Genomic DNA, 25,726 nt, shown 5'->3' on the forward strand with positions numbered 1-25,726 from the left:
GTGGCACAGGAAGTGCTCAGCGACCTCTCCAAGGTTCGCAACATCGGCATCATGGCTCACATCGATGCCGGCAAGACCACAACCACCGAGCGAATCCTCTTCTACACCGGCGTCAACTACAAGATCGGCGAGACCCACGACGGCGCCTCGACGACCGACTGGATGGAGCAGGAGAAGGAGCGGGGTATCACCATCACCTCCGCTGCGGTGACCTGTTTCTGGAACAAGAACCAGATCAACATCATCGACACCCCCGGGCACGTCGACTTCACCGTCGAGGTGGAGCGAAGCCTGCGCGTGCTCGATGGCGCGGTTGCTGTTTTCGACGGTAAAGAGGGTGTGGAGCCGCAGTCCGAGCAGGTCTGGCGGCAGGCCGAGAAGTACGAAGTCCCGCGTATCTGCTTTGTCAACAAGATGGACAAGCTGGGCGCCGACTTCTACTTCACGGTTCGCACCATCGAAGAGCGTCTCGGTGCCAAGCCGCTGGTTCTCCAGCTGCCCATCGGCGCCGAAGACGACTTCGACGGCGTTGTCGACCTCATCGAGATGAAGGCCATCACCTGGCGGGGCGTCGTCCCGACCGGTGCCGAGCCGACCATCGAGGAGATCCCCGCGGATCTGGTCGAGAAGGCGAAGGAATACCGCGAGAAGATGATGGAGACCATCGTCGAAACCGACGAGGTGCTTCTGGAGAAGTACTTCGGCGGCGAAGAGGTCACCATCCCGGAGATCAAGGCTGCGATTCGCAAGCTGACCGTCAACCGGGTTCTCTACCCGGTGCTGTGTGGCTCTGCGTTCAAGAACAAGGGCGTTCAGCCCATGCTCGACGCGGTCATCGACTACCTGCCGAACCCGCTCGACGTTCCCTCTGTCGAGGGTCACGCGCTCGGAAACGAAGAAGAGATCCTCTCGCGCAAGCCGTCGTCCGAAGAGCCGTTCGCGGCGCTGGCGTTCAAGATCGCTTCGCACCCGTTCTTCGGCAAGCTGACGTTCGTACGGGTCTACTCGGGCCACATCACGGCCGGCACCGGCGTGCTCAATGCCACCAAGGGCAAAAAAGAGCGCATCGGCAAGCTGTTCCAGATGCACGCCAACAAGGAAATGCCGGTTGAGGATGCCACGGCGGGCCACATCTACGCGATGATCGGCCTCAAGGACACCACCACCGGTGACACCCTGTGTGACCCGAGCGCACCGATCGTCCTGGAATCGATGAGCTTCCCGGATCCGGTCATCAACGTCTCTATCGAGCCGAAGACCAAGTCGGACCAGGAAAAACTGGGTGTCGCCATCCAGAAACTGGCCGAAGAGGATCCGACCTTCTCGGTCAAGCTCGACGAGGAGACCGGCCAGACCGTCATCGGCGGCATGGGCGAGCTCCACCTCGACATCCTTGTCGATCGCATGAAGCGTGAGTTCAAGGTCGAGGCCAACGTCGGCAAGCCGCAGGTTGCCTACCGCGAGACCATTCGCAAGACGGTCGAGAAGCACGACTACACCCACAAGAAGCAAACGGGTGGTAGCGGCCAGTTCGCCAAGGTCATCGTCAAGCTCGAGCCGTTGGTCGACGCCGAAGACGGCGCCACCTACGAGTTCGTCAATGCGGTGACCGGTGGTCGCGTTCCTCGCGAGTACATCCCATCCGTGGATGCCGGTGCGCAGGACGCGATGCAGTACGGCGTGCTCGCCGGCTATCCGCTGGTCAACCTGAAGTTCACTCTGCTTGACGGCGCCTACCATGACGTCGACTCGTCGGAGATGGCGTTCAAGATCGCCGGTTCGGCTGCAATGAAAGAAGCAGCCCGGATGGCGGGCCCGGTAATCCTGGAACCGTTGATGGCCGTAGAGGTCACCACGCCAGAGGATTACATGGGCGACGTGATCGGCGACCTCAACTCACGCCGTGGTCAAATCCAGGCCATGGAAGAGCGCAGTGGCGCCCGTGTCGTCAAGGCACTGGTTCCGCTGTCGGAGATGTTCGGCTACATCGGCGACCTCCGGTCGCGGACCCAGGGCCGGGCAAACTACTCCATGGTGTTCGACTCGTACGCTGAAGTTCCGGCGAACGTGTCGAAGGAGATCATTGCCAAGGCAACGGGCGAATAATCACCCGTCGCCTCGGCGATAGCGCCACCGGCGCACAACAAATTAAGAGATCGCTTGTGCGGGGAAGGGTTTCGAAAAACCCTTCCCCGACCAAGAACTAAACACACAGTGACCGGGATTGTCCCGGTCGCTCGAGAAGTCCAGGAGGACAATCAAGTGGCGAAGGCGAAGTTCGAGCGGACCAAGCCGCACGTGAACATCGGCACCATCGGTCACGTCGACCACGGTAAGACCACGTTGACGGCGGCCATCACGAAGGTGCTGCACGACAAGTACCCGACCCTCAACGAGAGCTTCGCGTTCGATCAGATCGACAAGGCTCCCGAAGAGAAGGCTCGTGGTATCACGATCAACATCTCGCATGTGGAGTACCAGACCGAGAAGCGCCACTACGCGCACGTTGATGCCCCTGGTCACGCTGACTACATCAAGAACATGATCACCGGTGCTGCTCAGATGGACGGTGCAATCCTCGTGGTTGCCGCCACTGACGGCCCGATGCCGCAGACTCGCGAGCACGTGCTGCTCGCCCGTCAGGTGGGTGTTCCTTACATCCTCGTCGCGCTGAACAAGGCCGACATGGTTGACGATGATGAGATCATCGAGCTGGTCGAGATGGAGGTGCGTGAGCTCCTCGCTGCACAGGAATTCGATGAGGATGCTCCTGTCGTCAAGGTCTCGGCACTCAAGGCGCTCGAGGGCGATCCCGAGTGGGTCAAGACGGTCGAAGAGCTCATGGACGCTGTCGACGAGAGCATCCCGGAGCCGGTTCGCGAAACCGAGAAGCCGTTCCTCATGCCTGTGGAGGACGTGTTCACGATCACCGGTCGTGGCACCGTTGTCACCGGTCGCGTGGAGCGTGGCGAGGTCAAGGTGAACGAGGAAGTCGACATCGTCGGCATCCGCGAGAAGACCACCAAGACCACCGTCACCGGTATCGAGATGTTCCACAAGCTGCTCGACTCGGCACAGGCCGGCGACAACGCCGGACTGCTGCTGCGTGGCCTCAAGCGTGAGGACGTCGAGCGCGGCCAGGTCATCATCAAGCCGGGTACCACCACCCCGCACACCGAGTTCGAGGGCCAGGCCTACATCCTGTCGAAGGACGAGGGTGGACGGCACACCCCGTTCTTCAACAACTACCGTCCGCAGTTCTACTTCCGTACGACTGACGTGACGGGCGTTGTGACCCTGCCCGAGGGCACCGAGATGGTCATGCCCGGTGACAACACCGAGATGTCCGTCAAGCTGATCCAGCCGGTCGCCATGGACGAGGGCCTGCGCTTCGCGATCCGTGAAGGTGGCCGCACCGTTGGTGCCGGTCGCGTCACCAAGATCAACAAGTAAGCAGTAGTACCCAGCCAGAACGCGAAAGCGCCCGATCCCCTCGCGGGGGTCGGGCGCTTTTGTTTGTCCTGGGCGGGAAACTGTCTGTTTACGCGGTTTACAAGCACCTTCTTCCAAAGATACGATTATCAAAATCCGTTTCAATGGAGGTGCTCGGCCCATGCCCACCAAGTTCTCGGAGATACCCGTCGGTTCCGGCCTCGCGGAGATCCCGTTCTCGAAGCGCAACGGGGCCCTCGAGGTGCTCGCGATGCGGCGGGACCCCTTCAAGCACGCGGACGAGCGACATGCGAAGTTCGGCAGGGTGTCCGGGATCAACGCATTCGGCCAGAAGATCGTCGTGGCCTCGGGGCCGGCGGCCGCCGACGAGTTGCTGATGAACAAGAAGAAGGCCTTCGCCAATGGGCCGGCGTGGTCGTATCTGATCGGCCCGTTCTTCAACCGGGGGGTGATGCTCCTCGATTTCGATGAGCACCGCCATCATCGCCTGATCCTGCAGCAAGCGTTCAACACAAAGGTGCTCAAGGGCTACATGGATGCCATGCAGCCGATGATCCGGCAGCGGATGGAAGAGTTTCCGACCGGAGATGTGCTGCTGTTCAAGGAGTTCAAGGCGCTCACTCTCGATGTGGCTCTCGAGGTGTTCCTCGGCATGGAGCTCTCGAAGGTCGAAGCCGATCGCATCAACAAGGCATTTCTGGAAACGGTTCAGGCCGGCACCGCCGTGATCCGTAAGCCGGTCCCGGGAACCCGGTGGTGGCGTGGGGTGCGATCCCGCAAGATTCTCGAAGAGTTCTTCTACCAGCACATCCCCGCCAAGCGAGCCGTCGAGACACCAGACCTGTTCTCCCAGCTGTGCTTTGCCGAGAGCGAAGAGGGACACCGATTCACCGACGACGACGTGGTGAACCACATGATCTTCGTCCTGATGGCGGCGCATGACACGTCGACCATCACGATGACCCAGATGTGCTATCAGATGGCGAAGGCGCCGCAGTGGCAGGAAAGGACCCGTTCGCAGTCGCTCGAACTGACGCCGGACTTGTCGTACGACGATCTCGCGGCGCTGACCGACCTCGACCTCGTGATGAAGGAATCGCTGCGACTGTGCCCGCCGGTACCTGCTCACCCGCGTACGGCGGTGATGGACACCGAGATTCAGGGTTACTTCGTCCCGAAGGGCACGATGGTCGCGGTGCCCAGTCAGGCGAACCACGTGGACGCGGAGTACTGGAAGGATCCGTGGACCTTCGATCCGGAACGGTTCACCAAGGAGCGAGCCGAGGACAAGGTGCACCGGATGGCGTGGAGCCCGTTCGGCGGCGGCGTACACAAGTGCATCGGCCTGTACTTCGGCCAGATGGAGATCAAGACAATCATGCATAACCTGCTGCGTGACTTCGAATGGTCGGTGCCCGCCGACTACGTGATCCCGATGGACTACAGCTCGCTGCCGATCCCGAAGGACGGGCTGCCGGTGACCCTGCGCCGCCGCTGACCGTCGAGCGTGCCGAACCGACCGTCGAGCGTGCCGAACCGACCGTCGAGCGCGCCGAACCGACCGTCGAGCGCGCCGAAGTTCCGGCGCTGCCGTCGGCAGAACTGCTCAGGGCAGCAATGCCTTTCGCGGACCGGTGCGGTTCGGCACGCTGAGCGACATGGACAATACCCACAACGGCAACAGCACCATCGACGACGATCTGGTGACCAGACTCTTTCATCAACGCGTGGTGGTACTCGGCGATCAACTCGATCAGACGCTGGGCAATCGGCTCTGTAGTCAGCTGCTCTTGCTCTCTGCCGAGGACTCGCACAAGGACATCAGTTTTTGGATCAATTCGCCGGGCGGTTCGGTGCCGGCGATGCTCGCGATCATGGACGTCATGCGGGCGATCCCGAATGACGTGAGCACACTGGCCCTCGGGATCGCCGCCAGCGCGGGCCAGTTCCTGCTGTCGGCCGGAACGCCGGGCAAGAGATATGCGCTCACCCACTCGCGGATCCTGATGCATCAGGGATCGTCGGGTATCGGCGGTACGGCGGTCGATGTCGAGTTGCAGGCCGACGACCTGCGACATACGCGCGATACCGTGCTTTCGATCATCTCCGCCAACACCGGAATGCCGCTCGAACGTATCGTGAGCGACTCTCTCCGCGACCGGTGGTACACCGCCTCGCAGGCCGTCGACTACGGTTTCGTCGACCGGGTGGTGGACGGGGTAGAGGACATCTATCCGGCATTCGCGCGGCCGGTTGCGTTGGGTGGCAAGCGATGAGCAGCTATACCGTGCCCTATGTGATCGAGAAGACCGCAGGTGGGGAACGCTCACTGGACGTCTACAGCCGGTTGCTCTCCGAACGGATCGTCTACCTCGGAACCGAGATCGACGATGGTGTTGCCAACGTCCTGATCGCGCAGATGCTGCACCTGGCGTCAGACAGTGCGGGACAACCCATCAACCTGTACATCAACTCGCCGGGCGGCTCGCCGTCGGCGATGCTCGCCGTCTACGACACCATGCGGTTCATCAGTTGTGATGTCGCGACCACGTGCGTCGGTCAGGCAGTCGGTGCGGCGGCCGTTCTGCTGGCCGGAGGTACAGCTGGACAGCGGGGGATCCTGCGCCATGGACGAGTGGTGTTGCATCAGCCGGCCATCGAGGGGAAGGGATCGATTCCCGATTTGATCATTCACGCCGATGAGGTGTTGCGCGTGCGGGGTGAACTGGAGGAGTTGTTGTCTCGGCATACCGGTAAAGACCTCGAGACCTTGCGGCGAGACACCGACCGGGATCTCATCCTGCGCGCCGACCAAGCTGTTGCGTACGGTCTGGCCGACCAGATCCTGTGATCGGGCACGCGGTTGCGATGTCGTGGTCGGAGACTTGTCGTACCGGCGCTGTAAGATAGGCGGTCCCGCTTGTATGTCTCGTGAAACATATTGGGGCACAACAAATAAGTTCTATCGAACAGTTGTGCGATGGGCCTTCTGGGCGTAGTCTCGGGTCATGGACTTCGGGGGAATGTTCGCCAGGTTGTCAGATCTGGCCGGGGATGCGGCTGTGGTCGCCGGTGACGATGCTGAGATTTCAGCTCGCACGGTGGCGGTTATTCGACTCAATCATGTTGTGGAACAGATACTTTTCCGTCTGGTCGGTGAAGTCGATCGGCGTGGGTTGGCGCAGAAGTCGGGTGAGCGGTCCACCGCCAGGCTGCTCCAAAAGGAGGGGATGGCGCCGGTGGCGGCCCATCGACATGTGCGGGTGGGCAAGGTGCTCGGCGATATTCCATCAGTGGCGGCCTACGGTGTGGACGGAGCGCTGTCGGGTGAGCATGTGGACTCGATCGTCAAGGGCCTCAATCACATTGAGCGTCGGAATCCGGACTTACCCGATACTGATCGAGACGGTTGTGTCCGAGGTTTGCTGACCGAGGCGTTGATGGCGAGTCCGGCGGCGGTGTCGGCGCGGGCACGCCACATGGCGATCGTGTTGTCGCCGCCGGACAAGCCGATCCCTGATGCCGAGAATCACGAGCTCAACGAGTTCACCCTCGGGAACGGTGACGACGGACGCAGCCACGGCACGCTCGATCTGGACAACCTGCTGGGCGAAAAACTGCGGGTCGCCCTGGATCCGTTGTCGACGCCGGTACCCGAACCCGATGGGTCCCCGGATCGTCGATCGAATGCCCAGATCCGTGCCGATGCTCTGGAGCGACTTCTCGATTCGTATCTCGATCAAGAGGATCGGCCGACGCGTGGCGGCGCCAAGCCGCGTGTGGTGGTCACGGTGACCCCGGAACACCTGCAGGCGCTGCAACTACGCGGCATCCCGGGCGCCAAGGCTCCCGCGTTGGCGCCGGCCTTCGAGTGGACCGGACCCGCATCAGCATCAACGGCGCAGCTGGTGGCCTGTGATTCGGTGATCACGAAGATCTTGCTCGACAACAATTCGGTGCCCCTCGATGTCGGCCGCGATCAACGGACCGTGACGCCGGCCATCCGCAAAGCGTTGATCGCCCGCGACCGGGGCTGCGCGTTCCCTGGTTGTGACTGCCCTCCCGGGCGGACGGATGCCCATCACATCGACTTCTGGAGCCATGGCGGTGGCACCAGCATGATCAACATGGTCCTGCTGTGTCGTCGACACCACCGCTACATCCATCACCGTGGCTGGGAGGTGTTCGTCAACCGCGATGGTCATCCGTGGTTCATCGCCCCGGACGATGCCAGCAGGACCCCGATCAGATCCAACGCCCGCCGCACCCTGACCACCGAGCTCACCGCAGCTTGATCAACCCGCAGTTTTGCCTTCCGCAACACGGCTGAACCCGTGTACTGCAAGCTCTTTGAGAACTTCATAGTGTGAATGCCCCAGTCGCGTGGGCGCTTCGGATGGTGGTCAGGAGGCCATTCGGAGGCTCACGTGACCGCCGGACCCATGCGTAGTTGCCGTCTTGCGCTGGATCCCACCAACGGCGGTCACGGCAGACCGTCGCCGTGCGAGGCCTTCGAGCACATCGGCGACGCCGCGGGTGACCTGGAGGAGCGAGAGTCCGAGGGCGCCGCTGACGGCGGCCAAGATCTCGGAGGACGCTTCTTTGCGGCCGCGCTCGATCTCGGACAGGTACTGCGGTGAGACGCCTGCCTCGGCAGCGATGTCGGTGAGGATGCGTTGCTGTTCGGTACGTGCTCGCCGCAGGACCGCGCCGAGCGCCTCACGCCACAGCAGTTCCATCGACACGGGTTCGGTGTCGGCAACGCGCGTGAGATGTGGGCCCATGGGTTCGACGATAGTTGGCACGCTCGCCCCGCGGTGGCGGGATCTGCTGTGAGCAGAAACGAAAAAACATAGCGAGCGACTGCTCGCTATGTTAGGTTGGCCACACTGCCCGTGATGGAGGTCACAGATGAGTGTTCAGCTGGACGATACCCGAGGTGTCGATGACGGCGGCGAGAGGTCGTACGACATGGTGGTACGCGGTGGGACCTGGTTCGACGGAACAGGAGCGCCGGGCCTGGTTCGTCATCTGGGGATCCGCGATGGCCGTGTGGTGGCGGTATCGGCGCGGCCGCTGCCGGCCGGGCCGCGGACGCGCGTGATCGAGGCGGGCGGCCAGTGGGTGATGCCGGGATTTATCGACGTGCACACCCACTATGACGCCGAGGTGCTCGTTGCCCCGGGATTGGGGGAGTCGGTGCGCCACGGCGTCACCACCGCGTTCATCGGCAACTGCTCGCTGTCGACGGTGTACGCCGGCCCGGTGGATTCGGCCGATCTGTTCAGCCGGGTCGAGGCTCTCCCACGGGACCACGTCATCGCGGCGCTCGAAGGCGGTAAGACGTGGACCGATCCGGCGTCGTACATCGAGGCGATCGAGCGACTGCCGCTCGGCCCCAACATTGCGGCCTTCCTCGGGCATTCCGACATCCGCGCCGACGTCATGGGACTGGGGCGATCCACGGACCGTGCGCACCGGCCGAGCCGGGGCGAGATGGCACGGATGCTCGACGCCGTCGAAGATGCGCTGGACGCGGGCTTTCTCGGGGTTTCGGCGATGACCAACCCCTGGGACAAGCTCGACGGCGACCGCTATCGGTCGCGGTCCCTGCCGTCGGTCTACGCGCGCTGGAGTGAGCGCCGCAAGATCAACAAGGTGCTGCGCCGGCGCGATCGGGTACTGCAGACCATCCCGAACCTCAACACCAAGTACGACATCCTCTTTTTCCTGGCGTCGAGTACCGGATTGGGTCGCAAGCCGCTCAAGACGTCCGTGCTGGCCGCCGCTGATGCGAAGTCCGACCGCTGGGTGCGGCGCATCTTCGGACCGATCGCCACCGTTGCCAATTCCTGGGGCCGCGGGGCGTTGCGGTGGCAACATCTGCCGATCCCGTTCCAGGTGTACAGCGACGGTATCGACCTGGTGGTGTTCGAAGAGTTCGCCTCGGGGCGGGCGGCTCTGCACCTCCGGGAGGAGATGGGGCGCAACGATCTCCTGAAGGACCCCGAATACCGGCGTTGGTTCCGCTCCGACTTCGAGAAGAAGTTCAGCTCGCGGATCTGGCACCGGGACTTCGACGACGCGGAGATCACCGAATGCCCGGACAGCTCGGTGGTCGGTAAGACCGTGGAGCAGGTGGCGCGCGAACGGGGTGTCCACAGCACGGACCTGTTCCTCGACCTGGTCGTCGAACACGGCACAGCGTTCCGGTGGCGCACGGTGATCACCAACGACCGTCCGGACATCGCGGACTGGCTGATCAACCAGAACGGCGTGACCGTCGGCTTCTCCGATGCCGGCGCGCATCTGCGCAACATGGCGTTCTACAACTACGGGATCAGGTTGCTGCAAAGGGTGAAAGAAGCCCAGGGCGGTGCCCGCACCCCGTTCCTCACGGTTGAGGCCGCCGTCCACAAGCTCACCGGCGAACTCGGCGAGTTCTACAACCTCGATGCCGGATTCTTACGGGTGGGTGATCGTGCCGATCTTGTGGTCGTCAATCCGCACGGGTTGAATGATGAGACCAAAGAATATGCCGAAGAAGCGATGGCGGAGTTCGGGGGGATCAAGCGGATGGTCAACAGAAATGACGAGGCGGTGAGCGCAGTGGTGGTGTCCGGTGAATACCTGTATGGCCGTGGACAATTCGCGCCAGGGTTCGGTACCACCACCCGCAGTGGCCAGTTCTTGCGGGCCGGTGCCACCGCCGAGAAGAGGCCGACAGTGGCCAAGGTTGCTTCGTGAGTTCTGCCGCAGACGCTGAGCACGAGATCATCCCGCCACCACGGCGTACCCAGGAGCAACGCCGAAACGCCACGAAGGCCCGGCTGGTACAGGCCTGCGTGGATTCGCTGTGCGAACTCGGATATCAGCGCAGCACCATCAGTGAGATCTGTGCGCGCAGCGGAGTCTCGCAGGGTGGTTTGTTCCGCCATTTCCCCACTCGGCTCGATCTGGTGATCGCGGCCGCGGACGACGTGCGGCAGAAGCAGTTCGAAGCATTCTCGCAGTCACTGTCGTTGCTCGACACCGGGACGCTGTCCGACTGTCTGCTGCTGCTGCGTGCGGCCTGCCGGTCCCCGATCAACGGAGCCTGGTACGAGTTGCTGGTGGCGGCTCGCACCGATGCCGCGTTACGGGAACGCTTGGCTCCCTTGACCTCTGAGTATCACAATCAGATCGCCGCGTTTGCGCGGACGTTGCCTGCGGTGCAGTACCTTCCCGAGGGGCAGGTCGAGCTCATCGCTCTGACGGTGGTCCATGTGTTCGACGGTGAATCCGTCAGCGCAGCGGTCAACCCGCAGCCCGGTCTCGACGACGCGCGGCTCGAACTGCTTCTCCGGTGGTTGTCCGGGACGTCGGAATGACGCGCAGATGACGGGACACCCGTCCTATGCGGAGTTGGCCGAGCAGGCCGTTGTCGTCTCGCTGCCGATGAATGTGCGGTTCCGCGGCATCACCACCCGCGAGGTGTTGCTGCTGCGGGGTCCGGCAGGCTGGGGTGAGTTCGGCCCCTTTCCGGAATACGACGATGTCGAGTCGTCGTCGTGGCTGGCGGCGGGGATCGAGGCGGCGTACCTGGGTCCGCCGGAACTCCTCCGCGACGTCGTTCCGGTCAATGCCACCGTGCCGGCGATTCCGGCGGAAGACGTCGCGGCGTTGCTGACGCGGTTCCCGGGGGCCACCACCGCCAAGGTCAAGGTGGCACAAGAGGGGCAAACCCTCGACGACGACGTCGCGAGGGTGGCCGCGGTGCGAGAGCACATTGCCTCCGTGCGGGTCGATGCCAATGGGAAGTGGACCGTTCCGCAGGCGATCACGGCGTTGCGGGCGTTGGGGGAACTCGAATACGCCGAGCAGCCCTGCGCGACACTCGAAGAGCTCGCTGCGGTGCGGGCGGCGGTCACCACCCCGATCGCTGCCGATGAGAGCATCCGCCGAGCCGAGGATCCGTTGCGGGTGATCGAGGCCAAGGCTGCCGACGTGGCGATCCTGAAGGTCGCGCCGCTGGGCGGGATGCGGCGGGTCCTGGACCTGGCCGCGCAGATCCCGATCCCGGTGGTGATCTCGAGTGCACTCGACTCGGCGGTGGGTATGTCCGCCGGGGTTGCGGCGGCAGCAGCCTTGCCGGTGGCACCTCCGGCCTGCGGCCTGGGCACCGGCGGGCTGTTCGTCACCGACGTGGCCGAGCCGTTTGTGCCCGACGGCGGGATGGTGGCACCCCGGCGGGTCGAGGTCGATATCGCGTCTGTCCCGTTGGCCTCCGAGGAGCGTCGTCGCTGGTGGTTGGACCGATTGCGCCGGTGTCATGCGGTGCTGGCGGCGGGCTGAGCGCAGCCGGGGGTATGGATCACCGCGGACTTTGAAGATACAATTTCTTCAAAACGTTCCATCAGCGGAGGGTTGTAATCCATGGCGGTCATCCTGGCACCGGCGCCACCCGACAGTGATCTCAGACCAGTCCATGGGTCGACCACCAACGGCGTGATCCAAATTCTCCGGATGCGCCGCGATCCGTTCGCCTTCGCCCGGGCGCAGCAGGCCGAGTTCGGCAACATCTCGTTCATCAACGCCTTCGGGCAGCAGATGGTCACCTGCCGTGGTCCGGTGGCGGCCGATCAGATCCTGATGAACAAGCAGAAGGCGTTTGCCAACGGCCCGGCGTGGAGCTTCTTCATCGGCCCGTTCTTCAACCGCGGAGTGATGCTGCTCGACTTCGAAGAGCACCGGCACCACCGGCTGATCTTGCAGCAGGCCTTCACGCCGCCGGTCCTCAAGGGCTACATGCAGGCGATGCAGCCGATGATCGCCGAGCGCATCAAGCAGTTCCCGGTGGGTGAGGTGAAGCTGTTCAGTGAGTTCAAGGCGCTGACCCTCGACGTGGCACTCGAGGTGTTCATGGGCCTCGAACTCCCGCAGAATGAAGCCGACCGGATCAACAAGGCGTTCATCGAGACGGTGCGAGCCGGTGTGGCGATCGTGCGCAAGCCCGTCCCGGGCGGTCGCTGGTGGAAGGGTCTGCGCTCCCGCAAGATCCTCGAAGAGTTCTTCATGAGCCATATCGCGGCCAAGCGTGCGACCGAGACTCCGGACCTGTTCTCTGTGCTGTGCCACGCCGAAAGTGAAGAGGGACATCGTTTCACCGACGAGGACGTCGTCAATCACATGATCTTCGTGCTGATGGCCGCCCACGACACCTCGACCATGACGATGACCCAGATGGCCTACCGGATGGCCAAGTCGCCCCAGTGGCAGCGGCGGGCCCGCGCGCAGTCGCTCGAACTCGGACCGGACCTCGCCTACGACGACCTGTCCAAACTGGCCGACATCGATCTGATCATGAAGGAGTCGCTGCGGATGTGCGCCCCGGTTCCGGGGCAGCCCCGGATCGCGGTGAAGGACACCGAGGTGATGGGGCACTTCATCCCCAAGGGGGCGATGGTCTCGGTGCCCGGGCTGACCAATCACTACGATCCCGAGTACTGGAAGGACCCGTACACCTTCGATCCCGAGCGGTTCACTCCCGAAAGGGCAGAGGACAAGTCGCATCGGATGGCATGGCACCCCTTCGGGGGCGGTGTCCACAAATGCATCGGGTTGTACTTCGGTCAGCTGGAGATCAAGACGATCATGCACCACCTGCTGCGTGGCTTCGAATGGTCCGTCCCGGATGATTACACGATGCCGATGGATTACAGCGCGCTACCCGTCCCGAAAGACAAACTTCCCGTCACGATGCGGCGGGTGTGATGGCACAGCGCACGACGGGCACAGCGGACCGGACCGGTGGTACCCGTAAGGTCCGCAACACCGAGTCGCCCCAGGAGCAAGAGGATGCGATTCTGGCAGCGGCCCGAAAAGAGTTCGAAGAGAACGGGATCCGCAAGACGGGGGTCGACGACGTCGCGAAGCGGGCCGGAGTGAGCCGGAGCACCCTGTACCGGCGTTTCCCCAACAAGGAAGCACTTCTGCTGGGTGTGGCCGAGCGTGTCTACCTCGACGGCATGCGCATGCTCGAGGCCGCAACCGTCGGCCACGGCGCTCAGGATGCGGTGGTCGAGGCTTTCGTCGCCGGGGCGCAGATGGTCAACGACGACCCGCTGATCCGGCGGATGATGTTCGATGAACGTGATGCGCTGCAGGGGATCACCAAATCGGTGACCGGTCTGTTCATCGAGATCGTCACCGGCCGGATCATGCAGACGTTGCGTGGCGCCGGGGCAAAGATGTCGGACGAGGATCTGCACGCGGCGACCGAGATCCTTGTGCGTCTGGTGATTTCGTTCCTCGACACACCGCCGCTCGATGAAGGGCGGCAGTCCCCGGAGTCGGTTCGCGAGTTCGCGCGCCGTTATCTCGCCCCCATGGTCAGGTGAACCGGTAGATGGCGAAACTGCAGAAGGTCCGGACCGAGTTGCTCGCCCTCCGGGAGCTGTCGCGGGCCGGTGCGCTGCCGAGTCCGAAGCTGCTGCCGCAGATCGCCAAACTGCGTCTCGCCGGTGGTGAGGCCGCCGGCCCGTCGATCTACGGATCGATGTACGGCGACCGGGTGGCGATCGTCGACCCCGATGGATCGCTCACGTATGCCGAACTCGCGCGCACCTGCAACGGCCTGATCAACGGCCTGCGGGAGGTGTTGCCGGCCGGCAAGCAGCCAACCGTCGGGGTGATGTGCCGTAACAGCAGGTATGCGGTCATCGGTCTGCTCTCGGCCGGCGGGCTCGGTGCGCGGGTGGTGTTGCTCAACACCGACCTCGGTGCCAAACAGATGGCGGAGGTTGTCGAACGCGAGCGGGTGGACGTGATCCTTCACGACGCCGAGTTCACCCCGGTCCTGGAACTGATCGATACCGGTGTGCGCCGCTACGTCGCCTGGGCCGACGAACCCGGTGATGTCGGGGCCAGTGATGCGCAGACCGTCGATGAGCTCGTGGCGCGTTCGTCCACCGAGTTGCCGCCGGCGCCGTCATCCTCGTCGTCGTTGGTCATCCTGACCAGCGGTAGCACCGGCGCGCCGAAAGGTGCGCCCCGCGACGGCGCGCCGGCGATGTCGCTGCCGGCCGGATTCGTTTCGAAGATCGCGATCCGTGGCAGCGATCGGGTGCTGATGTCGGCGCCGGCCTTTCACGGATGGGGCCTGCTGGCGACGATGGTCTGCCTGCTCACCGGTGCGACGGTGGTCATGGACCGGCGCTTTTCGGCGCCGAACTCGTTGGAGTTGCTGATCGAGCATCGGTGTACCGCGGCGATGATGGTGCCGACCATGCTGCGGCGGTTGATGGATCAGGGCGCCGACGAGTTGTCCCGCGTCGATCGCTCCACGTTGCGGATGATCGCGTCGGGCGGCGCGAAACTCGATGAGTCGCTCGTACTCTCGGTGCAGAAGCAGTTCGGGCATGTGTTGCACAACCTCTATGGCGCCACGGAGGCCTCCTACATCACCATTGCGACGCCGGAAGATCTTGCGGTCCGGCCCACCACGGCCGGACGGGCACCTCTCGGTGTCGAGGTTGCGATCATCTCGGGTGGGGTCCGGGTGCCCACGGGGCAGTCGGGCCAGATCTATGTCCGCTCGGGCAGTCAGATCAGCGAGTACACCAACGGCGCGTCCAAGGAAACGCTCGACGGGATGCTGAACACCGGCGACACCGGACGGATCGACGCCACCGGCCGGCTGTTCGTCGAAGGACGCAGCGACGGGATGATCATCTCCGGTGGCGAGAACGTCTTCCCCGAAGAGGTCGAACTCGCACTGGGGCGCCACCGGGACATCGTCGATGCCGCGGTGGTGGCGGTTGCCGACGCCGACTTCGGTCAGCGGCTGCGTGCCTTTGTGGTTCCGCGCGACGGAGCGACCATCACCGAGGCCGACGTGAAAACGTACGTCGGCACGGAGCTCTCGCGCTCGCGTGTGCCGCGGGATGTCTTCGTGGTGCCCGAGCTACCCCGTGGTGCTCAGGGCAAGGTCACCAAGTTGACGTTAGATGCGCTTGTCGCCGCTCGAAGCACTCCCGGTGTCCCCGCGCGAAGCACTCCCGAAGCCCCCGAGCGGGTCGGTGGTCAGGTTGAGCAGTGAGTGTTTGCGGCCGTAGATGAGGTAGTAGGTCAGCACCACGCCGACCCACAGCAGGAAGAACATGTACGTGTACCAGTGCAATCCGTACAGGATGTAGATACATGCGGCGATGGCCAGGATGGGTGTGACCGGGTAGAACGGCACCTTGAACGGCCGGTGCAGATCGGGTTCGCGACGGCGCAGGATGATCACACCGAGGCTCACCACGGTGAAGGCCGTCAGCGTACCGATGGAGACCATGTCGACCAGATAGTGGAGCGGGACGAACCCGGCGAGCAACGCAACGATGATCGCCACGACGACGGTGTTGTTCACCGGTGTCATCGTTCGGGGGTCGATCCTGGTGAAGAACTTCGGGAGCATGCCGTCGCGACCCATCGCGAACAGGATGCGGGTCTGTCCGTAGAGGGTCACCAGCGTGACGGAGAAGATCGAGATGACCGCGCCGAGTGAGAGCACCAGCGCCGGCCACGACTGCCCGGTGACGTCTTGCAGGATGACGGCCAGACCCGCTTCCTGACCCTCGAACTTCGAGGCCTGCTGAGCGCCGACGGCTGCCAGCGCCACCAGTACATAGACCAGGACGACCGTGACGAGTGCAGCCATCAAGGCCCGCGGCATCGTGCGTTGTGGATCCTTGACCTCTTCGCCGGCGGTGGAGACCGCGTCGAGCCCGATGAAGGAGAAGAAGATGACACCCGCCGCGGCGGTGACGCCGTTGGCTCCGTCCGCGAAGAAGGGCGTCAGGTTGTCGCTGCTGAACGCGGTGAACGCGATCGCGCAGAACATGGTCAGCACAGCGAGTTTGATGGCAACCATCACGGCGTTGGCCTTGGCCGACTCACTGGCGCCGCGGATCAGCAGCAGGGCACACAGACCGACGAGGACGACGGCGGGCAGATTGACCCAGCCCGCCGTGTCATCCCACGGCGCGGCCGAGAGGGCCTGCGGGATGGCCGGGATGTGGAGATGGTCGAGTAACTCGTTGAGGTACTGACTCCAGCCCACCGCAACCGCGGCCGTCGAGACCCCGTACTCCAGGAGCAGACAGCCTGCCACCGCCATCGCGACGAGTTCGCCGAGCGTGGCGTAGGCGTAGGAATACGTGGATCCGGAGACGGGCACCGACGACGCCATCTCGGCGTAACAGATCGCGGCCAGGCCGGCGGCGATGCCGGCGACGATGAACGCAACCACCACCGACGGCCCGGCTTTCGGTACGGCTTCGCTCATCACGAAGAAGATGCCGGTGCCGATGGTCGCACCGATTCCGAAGCAGGCCAGTTGGGTGGTGCTGATGGTGCGCTGCAGACCGGTGTCGGCCTCTGCCTCATCGCCTCTCGGAATCGGTTTGCGGCGCAACAGTGTTGCCGCGGTCAGTGCACCGGGCTGTTGCGCCGGTTTCTTGTTCATGTCCATGTGTGCACCTCAGCCTGGAAAAATGATTGCCGGAACAGTGGCGGAGGCAACGATTCTGGCTGCCCGTGAACCCAGGAACACCCGCTTGATCGGATCGCGGGGAGTGGTGCCGATGGCCAGCACCTCACCGCTGCGCCACTCGATCGCGTCGAATGCGGAGTCCCAATCGTTGCCGGTACTGATCGTGGTCGTGGTTGTCGGGTCGATGATGTTGTGGGTCACCAGCGCATTCATCGCGTCGGCGATCTGTTCCCGCCACGCGTCCATCACGGTGCGTTCGACCTCCAGGCCGATCTCCGGCGGGAACATGTCGGGGGGCCTGACGCCGAAGGTGGCCACCCGCAATGGAACCGCCATCTGTTCGGCCAGGTCGCGGGCTGCCACCACCACCTCGGCACCGTGTTCCTCACCCGAATAGGCGCAGGTGACACCGGTGATCTTCGAGCAGCTGTAACCCTTGGGGGCCAAGGCCAACGGGATCGAACTCGAGTGCATGAGACGGCTCGTGGTCGCGCCCAAGGACATCCGGCCACTCTCCGAACTGCGACTGGTACCCAGTACGAGGATGTCCGCGTCGTGGTCGGCGAGGACCTTGTGCAACGACTTGGGGACCGACCGCTCACTCATCCGCAGGAATGTCGCCGGCGTCTGTGGGAAGCGCTGCTCGAGGTGGGCACGAGCGGAGGATTCGGCGTCGTCACCGTACCGCCGGGCGTACGCCCTGAACTCGGCGTCGACCCGGGCCATCGACGGAGTCGTCCAGGGCTTGGGGGTGACCGTCACCAGGACCACGGTGGTTGCCAGGGCGTCGGCAAGACTTGCGCCGAGCTCGAGTGCCTCATCACCGCCGCGGCCCGGTTGGTATCCGACAACGATGCTCATGCAACGCAATCTATCCCGCACCGGAGTTGTTCGGCAGGCGCAGGACCCGGTTTGTCCGCGAACGTGTGCTGCGACACTACGATGAACCGGTGCTCGACATCCGCACGCTGCTCAAGGCTGCCCCCGCATCCGATCGTGCCCTGGTCAGGGCCGATGCCGCGGCGCGCGCCGAGTTGCGTGATGCCCGCACCGCCCTCACCGAACTCGAGGCCGGAAGCGACGATCGCCGACCTGGGACACGCCCTACCTGGCTGTTGGTCCTGGCCGCGTTGGTGGTGGTCGCGGCGGTGGCAGCGGTGGTGGGCGGGGTCCGCTACGCGCAGGCCGACCGGGGATACAGCGACGACGACTACATGCGTGCCGCGGCGGCTCGGGTCCAGGTTCTGCTCACCCCCGACGGTGGTGACGAGGGACGGCGATCTGCGCAGATCATGGCCGGGGCGACCGGTGAGTTCGAGGACGAGTTCGCGCAATCGGTCGACGCGTACACGCAGTTCGTCGCACAGATCGGCGCCCAGGCGTCCGGCACCGTCGACGGTGTGGGTCTGTCGACGAGGTCGGGCGACCGGGCGACGCTGATCGTGACGGCCGCGATCACCGTGCGCAGCGACCTCACCGATGCCGCATCGGCCGAACCTGCGCCGCGCCGGTTCCGGGTGCAGGTCGAGATGGTGCCGGACGGCGGTTCCCTGAAGGTCTCGGCGCTGGAGTTCTTCGGATGAGCCTGCGCAGACCGATCGCCGTTGCCGTCATCGCCGCGCTGGTGGCCGTCGCCTGCGCGGTGGGACTCGGTTTCGCGTGGCAGCGGTATGAGAATGATCAGCAACTGGACCGCAACCGGGCGCAGGTCGCCCGGCAAGCCGGCCCACTGGTGGCTCAACTCTTTTCTTCCGACGCCGCGGACGCGGACGGCCGTGATCAGGCCAGGGCAGCGGTGACACCCGGGTTCGCACAGCAGTACGCCGCGGTCCTGGACGCAGAACCGCCCGCCGGCGTCACGATCGAGTGGAAGCCGGTCCATACCGGCATCTCCGGTGTCCGGGAGAACCACGCTGACGTGGTTGTCTCCGCGCTCGTCACCGAAACCGTGCCGGGTTCCGGGCCCACCACCGCCACCAAGGTGGTCGACGTCGAGCTCGAACGATCCGGTGGACAGTGGAAGATCGCCCGAGCGGACGAGGTGCTGTGAGCGAGCAACCCACCACCACCTCGCACCGGGTCGAGCAGGCGCGCGAACGGGTGGCCGCGGCCGACGCGGCGGCCAAGCGGGCCCGGGCCGCGGCCGCGCCGGCACTGCAGGCACGCTACGAACGGCGGCGCGGACTTCTGATGCTGGTCACTGTCTGTTGCGTCCTGGTGGCGGTGGCCATGCTGTCCCTCACGATCGTCCTCGTCGTCGCACATCGTGGCGCCGAGGCCGACCGGGAGCGTGACCTCTCCATCCTCGACGACGCGCGCTCGGCGGTGGCGACCCTGCTCACCATCGACCCGGTGCGGCCCGAGGAGTTCGTCGATCAAGCGATCGAGGTCACGTCCGGTGAACAGCGCGACCGGTTGGAGGGCTCGCGGGAACAGTTGGTCGAGGTGATTCGCGGACTTCGGGTACCCAGCACCGGCCAGGTCCTGTCCGCCGGGATCGTCGGCGAGGTCGACGGCGGTGGTGCTCAGGTGCTGGTCGTCGCGGAGGGCACCAACCCGACAGTTCTGGGAGCCGATCCGTCTCAGAATCGGGTGGCGCTGCTGGTGACCATGAAGGACTCGGGCGACAACTGGACCATCGACCGAACAGAGCTCCAATGAATCAGGACATGCGCACGATGTCTGTCCGGCACCGGATCGTCGGGGGACTCCTGGCAGTTGCCCTGGTGGTGTTGTCGGTGATCGCGATCGTCGGGTTCATCGGACCCGGCCGACCCGGGAACGGCGACGAGGACGAGCGCCGGCAGGTGCAGTCGGCCACCGCCGACGCGGTCACCGCGTTGATGACGTTTCGGCCGGACACGCTCACCGCCGCACAGGAGAGCGTCGGTGCACGTCTGACCGGTCGTCTGCTGCTGGAGTTCCGCAGTCAGGGTCCCGGCGTGGTCCTGCCGACCGCGGTCGAGTCCGGAGCCCGGATGACTGCCCAGGTCCTGGCAACGGGAGTCGAGGACATCGATGACAACAGTGCCCGGGTACTGGTGTTCGTGAACCAGGACATCTCGTTACCCACAGCACAGCCGCCGCAACAGGTGGTGGCTGTCACAAGGTGGGCGGACATGCGTAAGGTCAACGGCAATTGGCGCCTTGCCGGGCTGCAACCTGTTGGGCCGGGCTAGCGCGGGCGATTCAACTCCGAGTAGGGATGCGAGGTGTGGCGATGAGCGCCGCAATTGTGATTGTCGGAGCCGGACTCGGCGGTGCGCGAGTGGTCGACGACCTCCGCAGCGAGGGGTACGAGGGTGACCTCATCCTCATCGGCAAAGAGGACTACGCACCGTACGACCGTCCGCCGCTGTCCAAGGCCGTTCTGGTCGGGGAGCAGGACCGGGTCGACCTCAAGCCCGACGACTTCTACGTCGAGAACAAGATCGATCTGCGGACCGGAACGCAGGTCACCGCGATCGATCCGGCCTCCCACACGATCACCGTGCAGCCGACCGGTGGCGGCGAGTCCGAGACGATCGTCTACAGCTCATTGGTCCTGGCGACCGGCCTGGATCCCCGCACCCTGCCGTTCGCCGACGGACTGTCCGGCGTGCACGTGCTGCGAACCGTCGATGACGCCCACACCTTGCGCTCGCAGATCGACGGCGCCACCCGCGCGGTGGTGGTCGGCGCCGGGTTCATCGGCTGTGAGGTCGCGGCGAGTCTGAAGACCCGTGGTCTGGACGTCACCGTGGTCGAACCGGCACCCGCGCCGATGGCCGTGGCACTGGGCGAGAAGGTCGGCAACATGGTCGGCCGCATCCTCACCGACCGGGGAGTCGAGGTCCGCACCGGCGTCGGCGTCACCGATATCGTCGGCGAGGCCGGCAAGGTGACCGGTGTCGAACTGACGGACGGGACCGTGCTGCCCGCCGACATCGTCGTGGTCGGCATCGGGTCGACACCGGTGGTCGACTACCTCGAGGGTTCCGGTATCGAACTCGCCGACCGTACTGTCGGCGGCGGTATCGCCTGTGACGCCGAAGGCCGAACCAGCGCGGCCGACGTGTACGCCCTGGGCGATGTGGCGAACTGGCAGGACGCGGCCGGCGTGCCGTCGCGGGTCGAGCACTGGAACAACGTGGTCGAGCAGGCGAGCAAGGTCGCCAATGCGATTCTCGGTGTCGTGGTGGAGAACCCGCGGCCTGCCGTCGCGTATTTCTGGAGCGATCAGTTCGAGGTGAAGATCCAGGCGCTGGGCCATCCGTCCGGCCTCGACGACGTACACGTGGTCCTCGAAGAGGACGGCAAGTTCGTGGTCTATTACAGCCGCAGCGGCATCTTCACCGCGGTGGTCGGCGCCGGCAAGCCGGCTGCGGTGATGAAGATGCGCGCCAAACTCCTTGCCCCCAACCCGATTTCGGACCTGTTGGGCTGATGGCGCGGGCCGCCGCTCCGGGCCCGCGGCCCACCGCGGCGGCGGTGATGGCAGCACTCGACGCGCTCGGTGACCCCGATCGCGCCCTGGGTTCGGCGTCGTTTTTCAAGTCCGGCCCCGGCGAGTACGGCGAAGGTGATCATTTCATCGGGGTGACGGTTCCGCAGCAGCGCGGGGTCGCCAAGGATTTCCGTGGCCTCGACCGGGTGGGTGTGCGGGCGTTGCTCGACAGTGATGTCCACGAGCACCGGCTGACCGGACTGTTCCTGCTGCGCAACGGGTTCGAGAAAGCCGCCGGCGCGGAAGAACGGCAGGCCTGGGTCGACCTCTACCTACAGGCGGTGTTCGACGGCTGCGTCGACAACTGGGATCTGGTGGACAGTTCCGCCGAATACGTGTTGGGGGCCTTCCTGCTCGGCGGGGACCACCGGCCACTGCTCGACCTCGCCGACCATGACGACCTGTGGGTGCGCCGGGTGGCGATCATCGCGACCGCGGCATTCACCAAGAGCGGTGACCCGGTGCCCATCCTGGATGTGGCGCCGCGCGTCCTGCCGGACCGCCGCGACCTGATCCAGAAGGCGGTCGGCTGGATGCTCCGAGAGATGGGCAAGCGCATCGACCGGGGATTGCTGCTCGCCTTCCTCGATGAACACGCGGCCGAGATGGGCCGTACCGCACTGAGTTACGCGACCGAGCACCTCGACCCCGATCAGCGCGCCCACTATCGTGCGCTCAGGTGAGACCCACGCTCAGAACTCGACTTTGAGTACCGGTGACGTCGGTCGTGCCTGACATCCGAGGATGTAGCCGTCGGCGACGTCCTCCTCGTCGAGCGCGCCGATGTGCTCCATCTCGACGGTTCCCTCGGTGAGAGTGCAGGCACACGAACCGCATTCACCTTCGCGGCAGGAGTAGGGGACGTCGAGGCCCGCGCCGAGCATGATGTCGACCAGGGTTCGGCTCTTGGGCCACGACAACTGGTGGACCTCGCCATCGAGTTCCACCTCGACCGACGCGGCGTCGGCCAGTTGCTCCTCGGTGAGCTCGACGGGTTCGGTGTCCTCGAACGGGTCTCCCGACAACGACGTGAAGACCTCGGCGTGCACCTGATGGTGCGACATCTCGATGGCGGCAAGCGCCTTGTGTACGGCGTCCATGAACGGGCCGGGGCCACACATGTAGGCGTGATAGGCCTTGAACGGCCGGAGCAACGTCGCGAGCTTGTCGGCCGACGGGAGCCCCTGGACCGATTCGAGCCAGTGGATCACGGTGAGACGCTGCGGGTATCGGTTCTGCAGCTCCTTGAGCTCGTCGCCGAAGATCACATCGCTCTCGCTGCGGTTCGCGTAGAACAGGACCAGGCGGCCGCTGCCCTTGAGCAGTGCGGATTTGAGGATCGACATCACCGGGGTGATGCCGCTGCCGGCACCGAGCAACAGGATCGGCGCGTCGAGGTCAGTCGGTGTGAAAACGCCTGAGGGCGGCAGCACCTCGATCTGGTCGCCGGCGCCGACGTGCTCGCAGATCCAGTTCGAGCCGTACCCGTCGGCGGTGCGTTTGACGGTGACCTTCGGCTTCTCGTCACCCCACGGGGACGAGGCCAGGGAATAGCAGCGGGCCACCGATCCGGTTTGATCACTGGGGATCCGGAGCGTGAGGAACTGGCCGGGTTTGTAGTCGAACCGGTCGGCGGCATCATCCGGGATGTCGAAGACCAGCGACTTCGCGTCGCCCGTCTCGTCGATCACCTCGGCCACGGTCAGCACAACACTGCGCGTGCTGTGTGGGGTGACGGTCACCGGCGTACCTCCTCAAGGGCCACGAAATGAGAACACGTTCTAGTTTAGATTACCAGCCGCCGCGGTCGACCCCAACTCGCTGTCGAGGCCGTTGCTCAACACCCGGGCACCGCGGGTGAGCAGTTCGTCGAGGTCGGCGTCCGGGTCGTCGAGCCACTGCTGGTATGCGGCCAGGGCTGTGCCCAGCAACGTCCACGCGACGGTCTGCGGTAGGTGGTCGCCCGGCTCGGTGCCGGTACGGGCGGCCACGAACTCGGCGACGACCTCGCGCCACCCGGTGTACATCAGCATCGAATGCGCCTGTAGTGCAGGCACACCCAGGAGTAGGCGCATCCGTTTGCGGTGGTGATCGCGGTGGTTCGGCGGAACCTCGTTGAAGTCGAGCAGGGCATTGCGCAGCGCTTCGGAGACGGGCATGTCGGCCGGGACATCGGCCAGCAGACGGCGCATGTCGTCCAGATGCTCGTCGAAGTCACCCCAGGCGATGGCGTTCTTCGACGGGTAGTAGCGGAACAGTGTGCGTCGGGCGATGCCGGCGGCCGCGGCGACGTCGTCGACGCTGGTCTCGTCGAATCCGACCTCGGTGAACAGCTCGATCGCCGCGTCGGTGATCTTCGACTTGGTGGTGGTCGGCCTGCGACCGATGGGTGTGGTCATGGCAACCGTGATGCGTTGATCAACTCATCATCTCCGTTCGCCTGACCAGCATCGTGGGTGGGAGATCCATGGTAGATCCTCAGCGGTCGATGAAGTCGATCACCGCAGCGGTGAACGCGTCGTTGCTGTCACCGGCCGCCGTGTGCCCGGCGCTGTGCAGTTCGGTCACCTCCAGATCCGGGATGAGTGCCCGAAAGGCGTCCACGGACTCCTGGCTCACGACGTCGGAGAGCCGGCCGCGGATCAGCTGGATCGGGATCGTCAATCCGAGTGCCTGTTCTTCGAACATGTCACTGGGCAGCACGGCCGGACCACCGGTGATGTCGAGGAACGCCGGATCCCAGTGCCAGTACCACCGGCCGTCCTCGCGTCGACGCAGGTTGCGCTTGAGACCGTCGGTCGTTCTTGTGGACGGGCGGTGTGGCAGGTATTCGGAGACGGCGGCCGCCGCCTGTTCGAGATCGTCGAAACCGTCACCGCCCGAAGCCATGAAATCCCGGATCCGTGTGGTGCCACGCTCTTCCGGCCTGGGCACCACGTCGACCAGGATGAGCCGGTCGACCGTGTTCGGCGGCGCCATCGCGGCCACGCCGATGCCCGTCAGCCCACCGAGACTGGCACCGACGATCGTGACCGGCAGTGCCCGCCCGGTCACGGTGGGAAGCTGTTCGAGCACGCGGAGTCCATCGGCCTGCAGGACGGCCGGACTGTAGTCACCGTCGGGGGCCCAATCGCTCTCGCCATGCCCGCGGGCGTCGAGGGAGATCACCTCGTGGCCGTGTGCGGCCAGCAATGCCCCGGTGTTCTTCCAGGAGAACCTCGTCTGGCCGCCACCGTGCATCAGGAGGACGATCCGTGGTGACGGCGTGCCGCTCGCACCGTCTACGGCCCGGTCCGCAGCGGCCGGCGACCAGTGGTCGGCGACGAGGCGGATGCCGCCGGACCCGGCGAACTCGACCTGCCTGGGCTGCGGTGTTGTTGTCGGCACGGATGCAACTCCTTTTCGGGGGAACCACCTCGACTGTGTCACCTCGCGCTGCCGAACGGTCGGCAGGGTCGCGCAGACTCGTCTTCGACGCAGAGCGCGAACAATTACGGGGTACCACAACGCAATTCATCGAGCATGAGATCGCACCCCATGCAGCGCAATGGGCGCCAAGACATTGATCTCCGCACGTCGGTGAAGCTCAACTCGGCGGTGTCCTGGGCGTGCTGAAGATCCCATCGGGCGGGATCTCGGAGTGTAAGTGCAGCGCCTCTGACCTGCATGTCTCGCGGTTTTCAAGAATTTAACAGTTGGATTCCGCGGAAACTCTGGCCTTTGTGCACTCAGTGCCATTATGGTGGTGCTCACACCAACTACCAGGAGGTAAGCCAGATGACAGCCCAGAATCCTTCCGTGTCCGCCGATGCAGCCGGCACCGAGACCGACCTCGTGACCGAGTCGTTGGTCGAAGAGGTGTCCATCGACGGCATGTGCGGCGTCTACTGACATGTCCGTCTCGACGAGTCGAGCTCCGGCTTCGCCTTCGTCTGCGCCCATGACTCCGGCTTCGCCTTCGTCTGCGCCCACGACGCCCGTGGTCGCATTCGACATCGACCGGGCGTGGGTCCTGAACTCTTCGGTCGCCCTGCGGCCTGAACCGTTCGGCGCGCTGCTGTACCACTTCGGCACTCGTAAACTGTCGTTCCTGAAGAACCTGACAGTGGTCGAAGTGGTGCAGTCGCTCGGTGACCACGACAACGCCGCCGATGCCATAGCCGCTGCCGGTATTGCCGACAGCGACCGTTCGTTGTACGTCAATGCGCTTGCCGCGCTGGCGACTTCGGGAATGATCGTCCCCAGAACCTGAAGTTCTCCCGTGCTGC

General features: G+C 64.6%; 26 protein-coding genes. 20 read left to right on the forward strand and 6 right to left on the reverse strand.

Annotation, left to right across the window (positions count from 1 at the left end; genetic code table 11):
* From fusA to AC51GR_RS03550, 6 genes are all read left to right on the forward strand, one after another.
* A complete protein-coding gene (gene fusA, locus AC51GR_RS03525) occupies window positions 1-2,106 on the forward strand; it encodes an elongation factor G (RefSeq protein ID WP_496323240.1) in 2,106 nt (701 codons plus the stop codon).
* Between the two features lie 156 nt (window positions 2,107-2,262).
* A complete protein-coding gene (gene tuf / locus AC51GR_RS03530; RefSeq protein WP_496323241.1) occupies window positions 2,263-3,453 on the forward strand; it encodes an elongation factor Tu in 1,191 nt (396 codons plus the stop codon).
* 160 nt (window positions 3,454-3,613) lie between these two features.
* Entirely contained in the window at window positions 3,614-4,951 is a 1,338-nt protein-coding gene (locus AC51GR_RS03535; protein WP_496323242.1) for a cytochrome P450, read from the forward strand.
* A gap of 160 nt (window positions 4,952-5,111) precedes the next feature.
* Complete coding sequence (locus AC51GR_RS03540; protein ID WP_496323243.1) at window positions 5,112-5,729, forward strand: ClpP family protease; 618 nt, start codon at window positions 5,112-5,114, stop codon at window positions 5,727-5,729.
* Window positions 5,726-6,304, forward strand: a complete 579-nt coding sequence (locus AC51GR_RS03545; RefSeq protein ID WP_496323244.1) for a ClpP family protease — start codon at window positions 5,726-5,728, stop codon at window positions 6,302-6,304. The genes AC51GR_RS03540 and AC51GR_RS03545 overlap by 4 nt, the downstream gene beginning before the upstream one ends.
* Window positions 6,305-6,461: 157 nt before the next feature.
* A complete protein-coding gene (locus tag AC51GR_RS03550; protein ID WP_496323245.1) occupies window positions 6,462-7,748 on the forward strand; it encodes an HNH endonuclease signature motif containing protein in 1,287 nt (428 codons plus the stop codon).
* A 108-nt stretch (window positions 7,749-7,856) separates the two neighbouring features.
* On the opposite strand, the gene AC51GR_RS03555 is transcribed toward AC51GR_RS03550, so the two are convergent.
* Window positions 7,857-8,237 (reverse strand): helix-turn-helix domain-containing protein, encoded by a 381-nt coding sequence (locus AC51GR_RS03555; RefSeq protein ID WP_496323246.1) that lies wholly within the window; start codon window positions 8,235-8,237, stop codon window positions 7,857-7,859.
* Window positions 8,238-8,364: 127 nt separating this feature from the next.
* Between AC51GR_RS03555 and AC51GR_RS03560 the strand changes: the two genes are divergently transcribed.
* The 6 genes from AC51GR_RS03560 (at window position 8,365) to AC51GR_RS03585 (ending at window position 15,532) form a co-directional block, all read left to right on the forward strand.
* Window positions 8,365-10,200: an N-acyl-D-amino-acid deacylase family protein gene (locus tag AC51GR_RS03560; protein WP_496323247.1), complete on the forward strand. Its 1,836-nt coding sequence runs from the start codon at window positions 8,365-8,367 to the stop codon at window positions 10,198-10,200.
* The gene (locus tag AC51GR_RS03565) at window positions 10,197-10,823 is read left to right on the forward strand and encodes a TetR/AcrR family transcriptional regulator (RefSeq protein WP_496323248.1); all 627 of its coding nucleotides are present in this window, start codon (window positions 10,197-10,199) and stop codon (window positions 10,821-10,823) included. Before AC51GR_RS03560 ends, AC51GR_RS03565 begins: the two co-directional genes overlap by 4 nt.
* A gap of 7 nt (window positions 10,824-10,830) precedes the next feature.
* Window positions 10,831-11,787 carry an o-succinylbenzoate synthase gene (locus AC51GR_RS03570; RefSeq protein ID WP_496323249.1) on the forward strand — a complete coding sequence of 319 codons (957 nt, stop codon included), beginning with the start codon at window positions 10,831-10,833 and terminating at the stop codon, window positions 11,785-11,787.
* 81 nt (window positions 11,788-11,868) lie between these two features.
* Window positions 11,869-13,206 (forward strand): cytochrome P450, encoded by a 1,338-nt coding sequence (locus tag AC51GR_RS03575; protein WP_496323250.1) that lies wholly within the window; start codon window positions 11,869-11,871, stop codon window positions 13,204-13,206.
* Window positions 13,206-13,832: a TetR/AcrR family transcriptional regulator gene (locus tag AC51GR_RS03580; protein ID WP_496323251.1), complete on the forward strand. Its 627-nt coding sequence runs from the start codon at window positions 13,206-13,208 to the stop codon at window positions 13,830-13,832. Before AC51GR_RS03575 ends, AC51GR_RS03580 begins: the two co-directional genes overlap by 1 nt.
* Before the next feature lie 8 nt (window positions 13,833-13,840).
* On the forward strand, window positions 13,841-15,532 hold the full coding sequence (locus AC51GR_RS03585) for an AMP-binding protein (RefSeq protein WP_496323252.1): 1,692 nt from the start codon (window positions 13,841-13,843) through the stop codon (window positions 15,530-15,532).
* On the opposite strand, the gene AC51GR_RS03590 is transcribed toward AC51GR_RS03585, so the two are convergent.
* Complete coding sequence (locus AC51GR_RS03590; protein ID WP_496323350.1) at window positions 15,437-16,945, reverse strand: amino acid permease; 1,509 nt, start codon at window positions 16,943-16,945, stop codon at window positions 15,437-15,439. The genes AC51GR_RS03585 and AC51GR_RS03590 overlap by 96 nt on opposite strands.
* 15 nt (window positions 16,946-16,960) lie before the next feature.
* Window positions 16,961-17,833 carry a universal stress protein gene (locus AC51GR_RS03595; protein ID WP_496323253.1) on the reverse strand — a complete coding sequence of 291 codons (873 nt, stop codon included), beginning with the start codon at window positions 17,831-17,833 and terminating at the stop codon, window positions 16,961-16,963.
* Between the two features lie 89 nt (window positions 17,834-17,922).
* Between AC51GR_RS03595 and AC51GR_RS03600 the strand changes: the two genes are divergently transcribed.
* From AC51GR_RS03600 to AC51GR_RS03625, 6 genes are read left to right on the forward strand one after another with little or no spacing between them, the layout of a single operon-like run.
* Window positions 17,923-18,555, forward strand: coding sequence for an Rv1363c family protein (locus AC51GR_RS03600; RefSeq protein WP_496323254.1), 633 nt, complete (start codon window positions 17,923-17,925; stop codon window positions 18,553-18,555).
* Entirely contained in the window at window positions 18,552-19,022 is a 471-nt protein-coding gene (locus AC51GR_RS03605) for a hypothetical protein (RefSeq protein ID WP_496323255.1), read from the forward strand. The genes AC51GR_RS03600 and AC51GR_RS03605 overlap by 4 nt, the downstream gene beginning before the upstream one ends.
* On the forward strand, window positions 19,019-19,633 hold the full coding sequence (locus AC51GR_RS03610; protein ID WP_496323256.1) for an Rv1363c family protein: 615 nt from the start codon (window positions 19,019-19,021) through the stop codon (window positions 19,631-19,633). Before AC51GR_RS03605 ends, AC51GR_RS03610 begins: the two co-directional genes overlap by 4 nt.
* Before the next feature lie 8 nt (window positions 19,634-19,641).
* Window positions 19,642-20,151 (forward strand): hypothetical protein, encoded by a 510-nt coding sequence (locus tag AC51GR_RS03615; RefSeq protein ID WP_496323257.1) that lies wholly within the window; start codon window positions 19,642-19,644, stop codon window positions 20,149-20,151.
* A gap of 41 nt (window positions 20,152-20,192) precedes the next feature.
* Window positions 20,193-21,398 (forward strand): NAD(P)/FAD-dependent oxidoreductase, encoded by a 1,206-nt coding sequence (locus AC51GR_RS03620; RefSeq protein WP_496323258.1) that lies wholly within the window; start codon window positions 20,193-20,195, stop codon window positions 21,396-21,398.
* A 47-nt stretch (window positions 21,399-21,445) separates the two neighbouring features.
* Window positions 21,446-22,141, forward strand: coding sequence for a DNA alkylation repair protein (locus AC51GR_RS03625; RefSeq protein WP_496323351.1), 696 nt, complete (start codon window positions 21,446-21,448; stop codon window positions 22,139-22,141).
* Between the two features lie 9 nt (window positions 22,142-22,150).
* On the opposite strand, the gene AC51GR_RS03630 is transcribed toward AC51GR_RS03625, so the two are convergent.
* From AC51GR_RS03630 to AC51GR_RS03640, 3 genes are all read right to left on the reverse strand, one after another.
* Window positions 22,151-23,200, reverse strand: a complete 1,050-nt coding sequence (locus AC51GR_RS03630) for a 2Fe-2S iron-sulfur cluster-binding protein (protein ID WP_496323259.1) — start codon at window positions 23,198-23,200, stop codon at window positions 22,151-22,153.
* A gap of 39 nt (window positions 23,201-23,239) precedes the next feature.
* A complete protein-coding gene (gene mftR / locus AC51GR_RS03635) occupies window positions 23,240-23,857 on the reverse strand; it encodes a mycofactocin system transcriptional regulator MftR (protein ID WP_496323260.1) in 618 nt (205 codons plus the stop codon).
* Window positions 23,858-23,936: 79 nt separating this feature from the next.
* Window positions 23,937-24,845: an alpha/beta fold hydrolase gene (locus AC51GR_RS03640; protein ID WP_496323261.1), complete on the reverse strand. Its 909-nt coding sequence runs from the start codon at window positions 24,843-24,845 to the stop codon at window positions 23,937-23,939.
* Between the two features lie 390 nt (window positions 24,846-25,235).
* Here AC51GR_RS03640 and mftA point away from each other — a divergent pair, with 390 nt between their 5' ends.
* Both mftA and mftB read left to right on the forward strand, forming a co-directional pair.
* A complete protein-coding gene (gene mftA, locus AC51GR_RS03645) occupies window positions 25,236-25,349 on the forward strand; it encodes a mycofactocin precursor MftA (RefSeq protein WP_496323262.1) in 114 nt (37 codons plus the stop codon).
* Between the two features lie 49 nt (window positions 25,350-25,398).
* Window positions 25,399-25,710 carry a mycofactocin biosynthesis chaperone MftB gene (gene mftB / locus AC51GR_RS03650; protein WP_496323263.1) on the forward strand — a complete coding sequence of 104 codons (312 nt, stop codon included), beginning with the start codon at window positions 25,399-25,401 and terminating at the stop codon, window positions 25,708-25,710.
* Window positions 25,711-25,726: the final 16 nt, after the last annotated feature.

The sequence above is a fragment of the Williamsia sp. z71 genome (assembly GCF_059553375.1).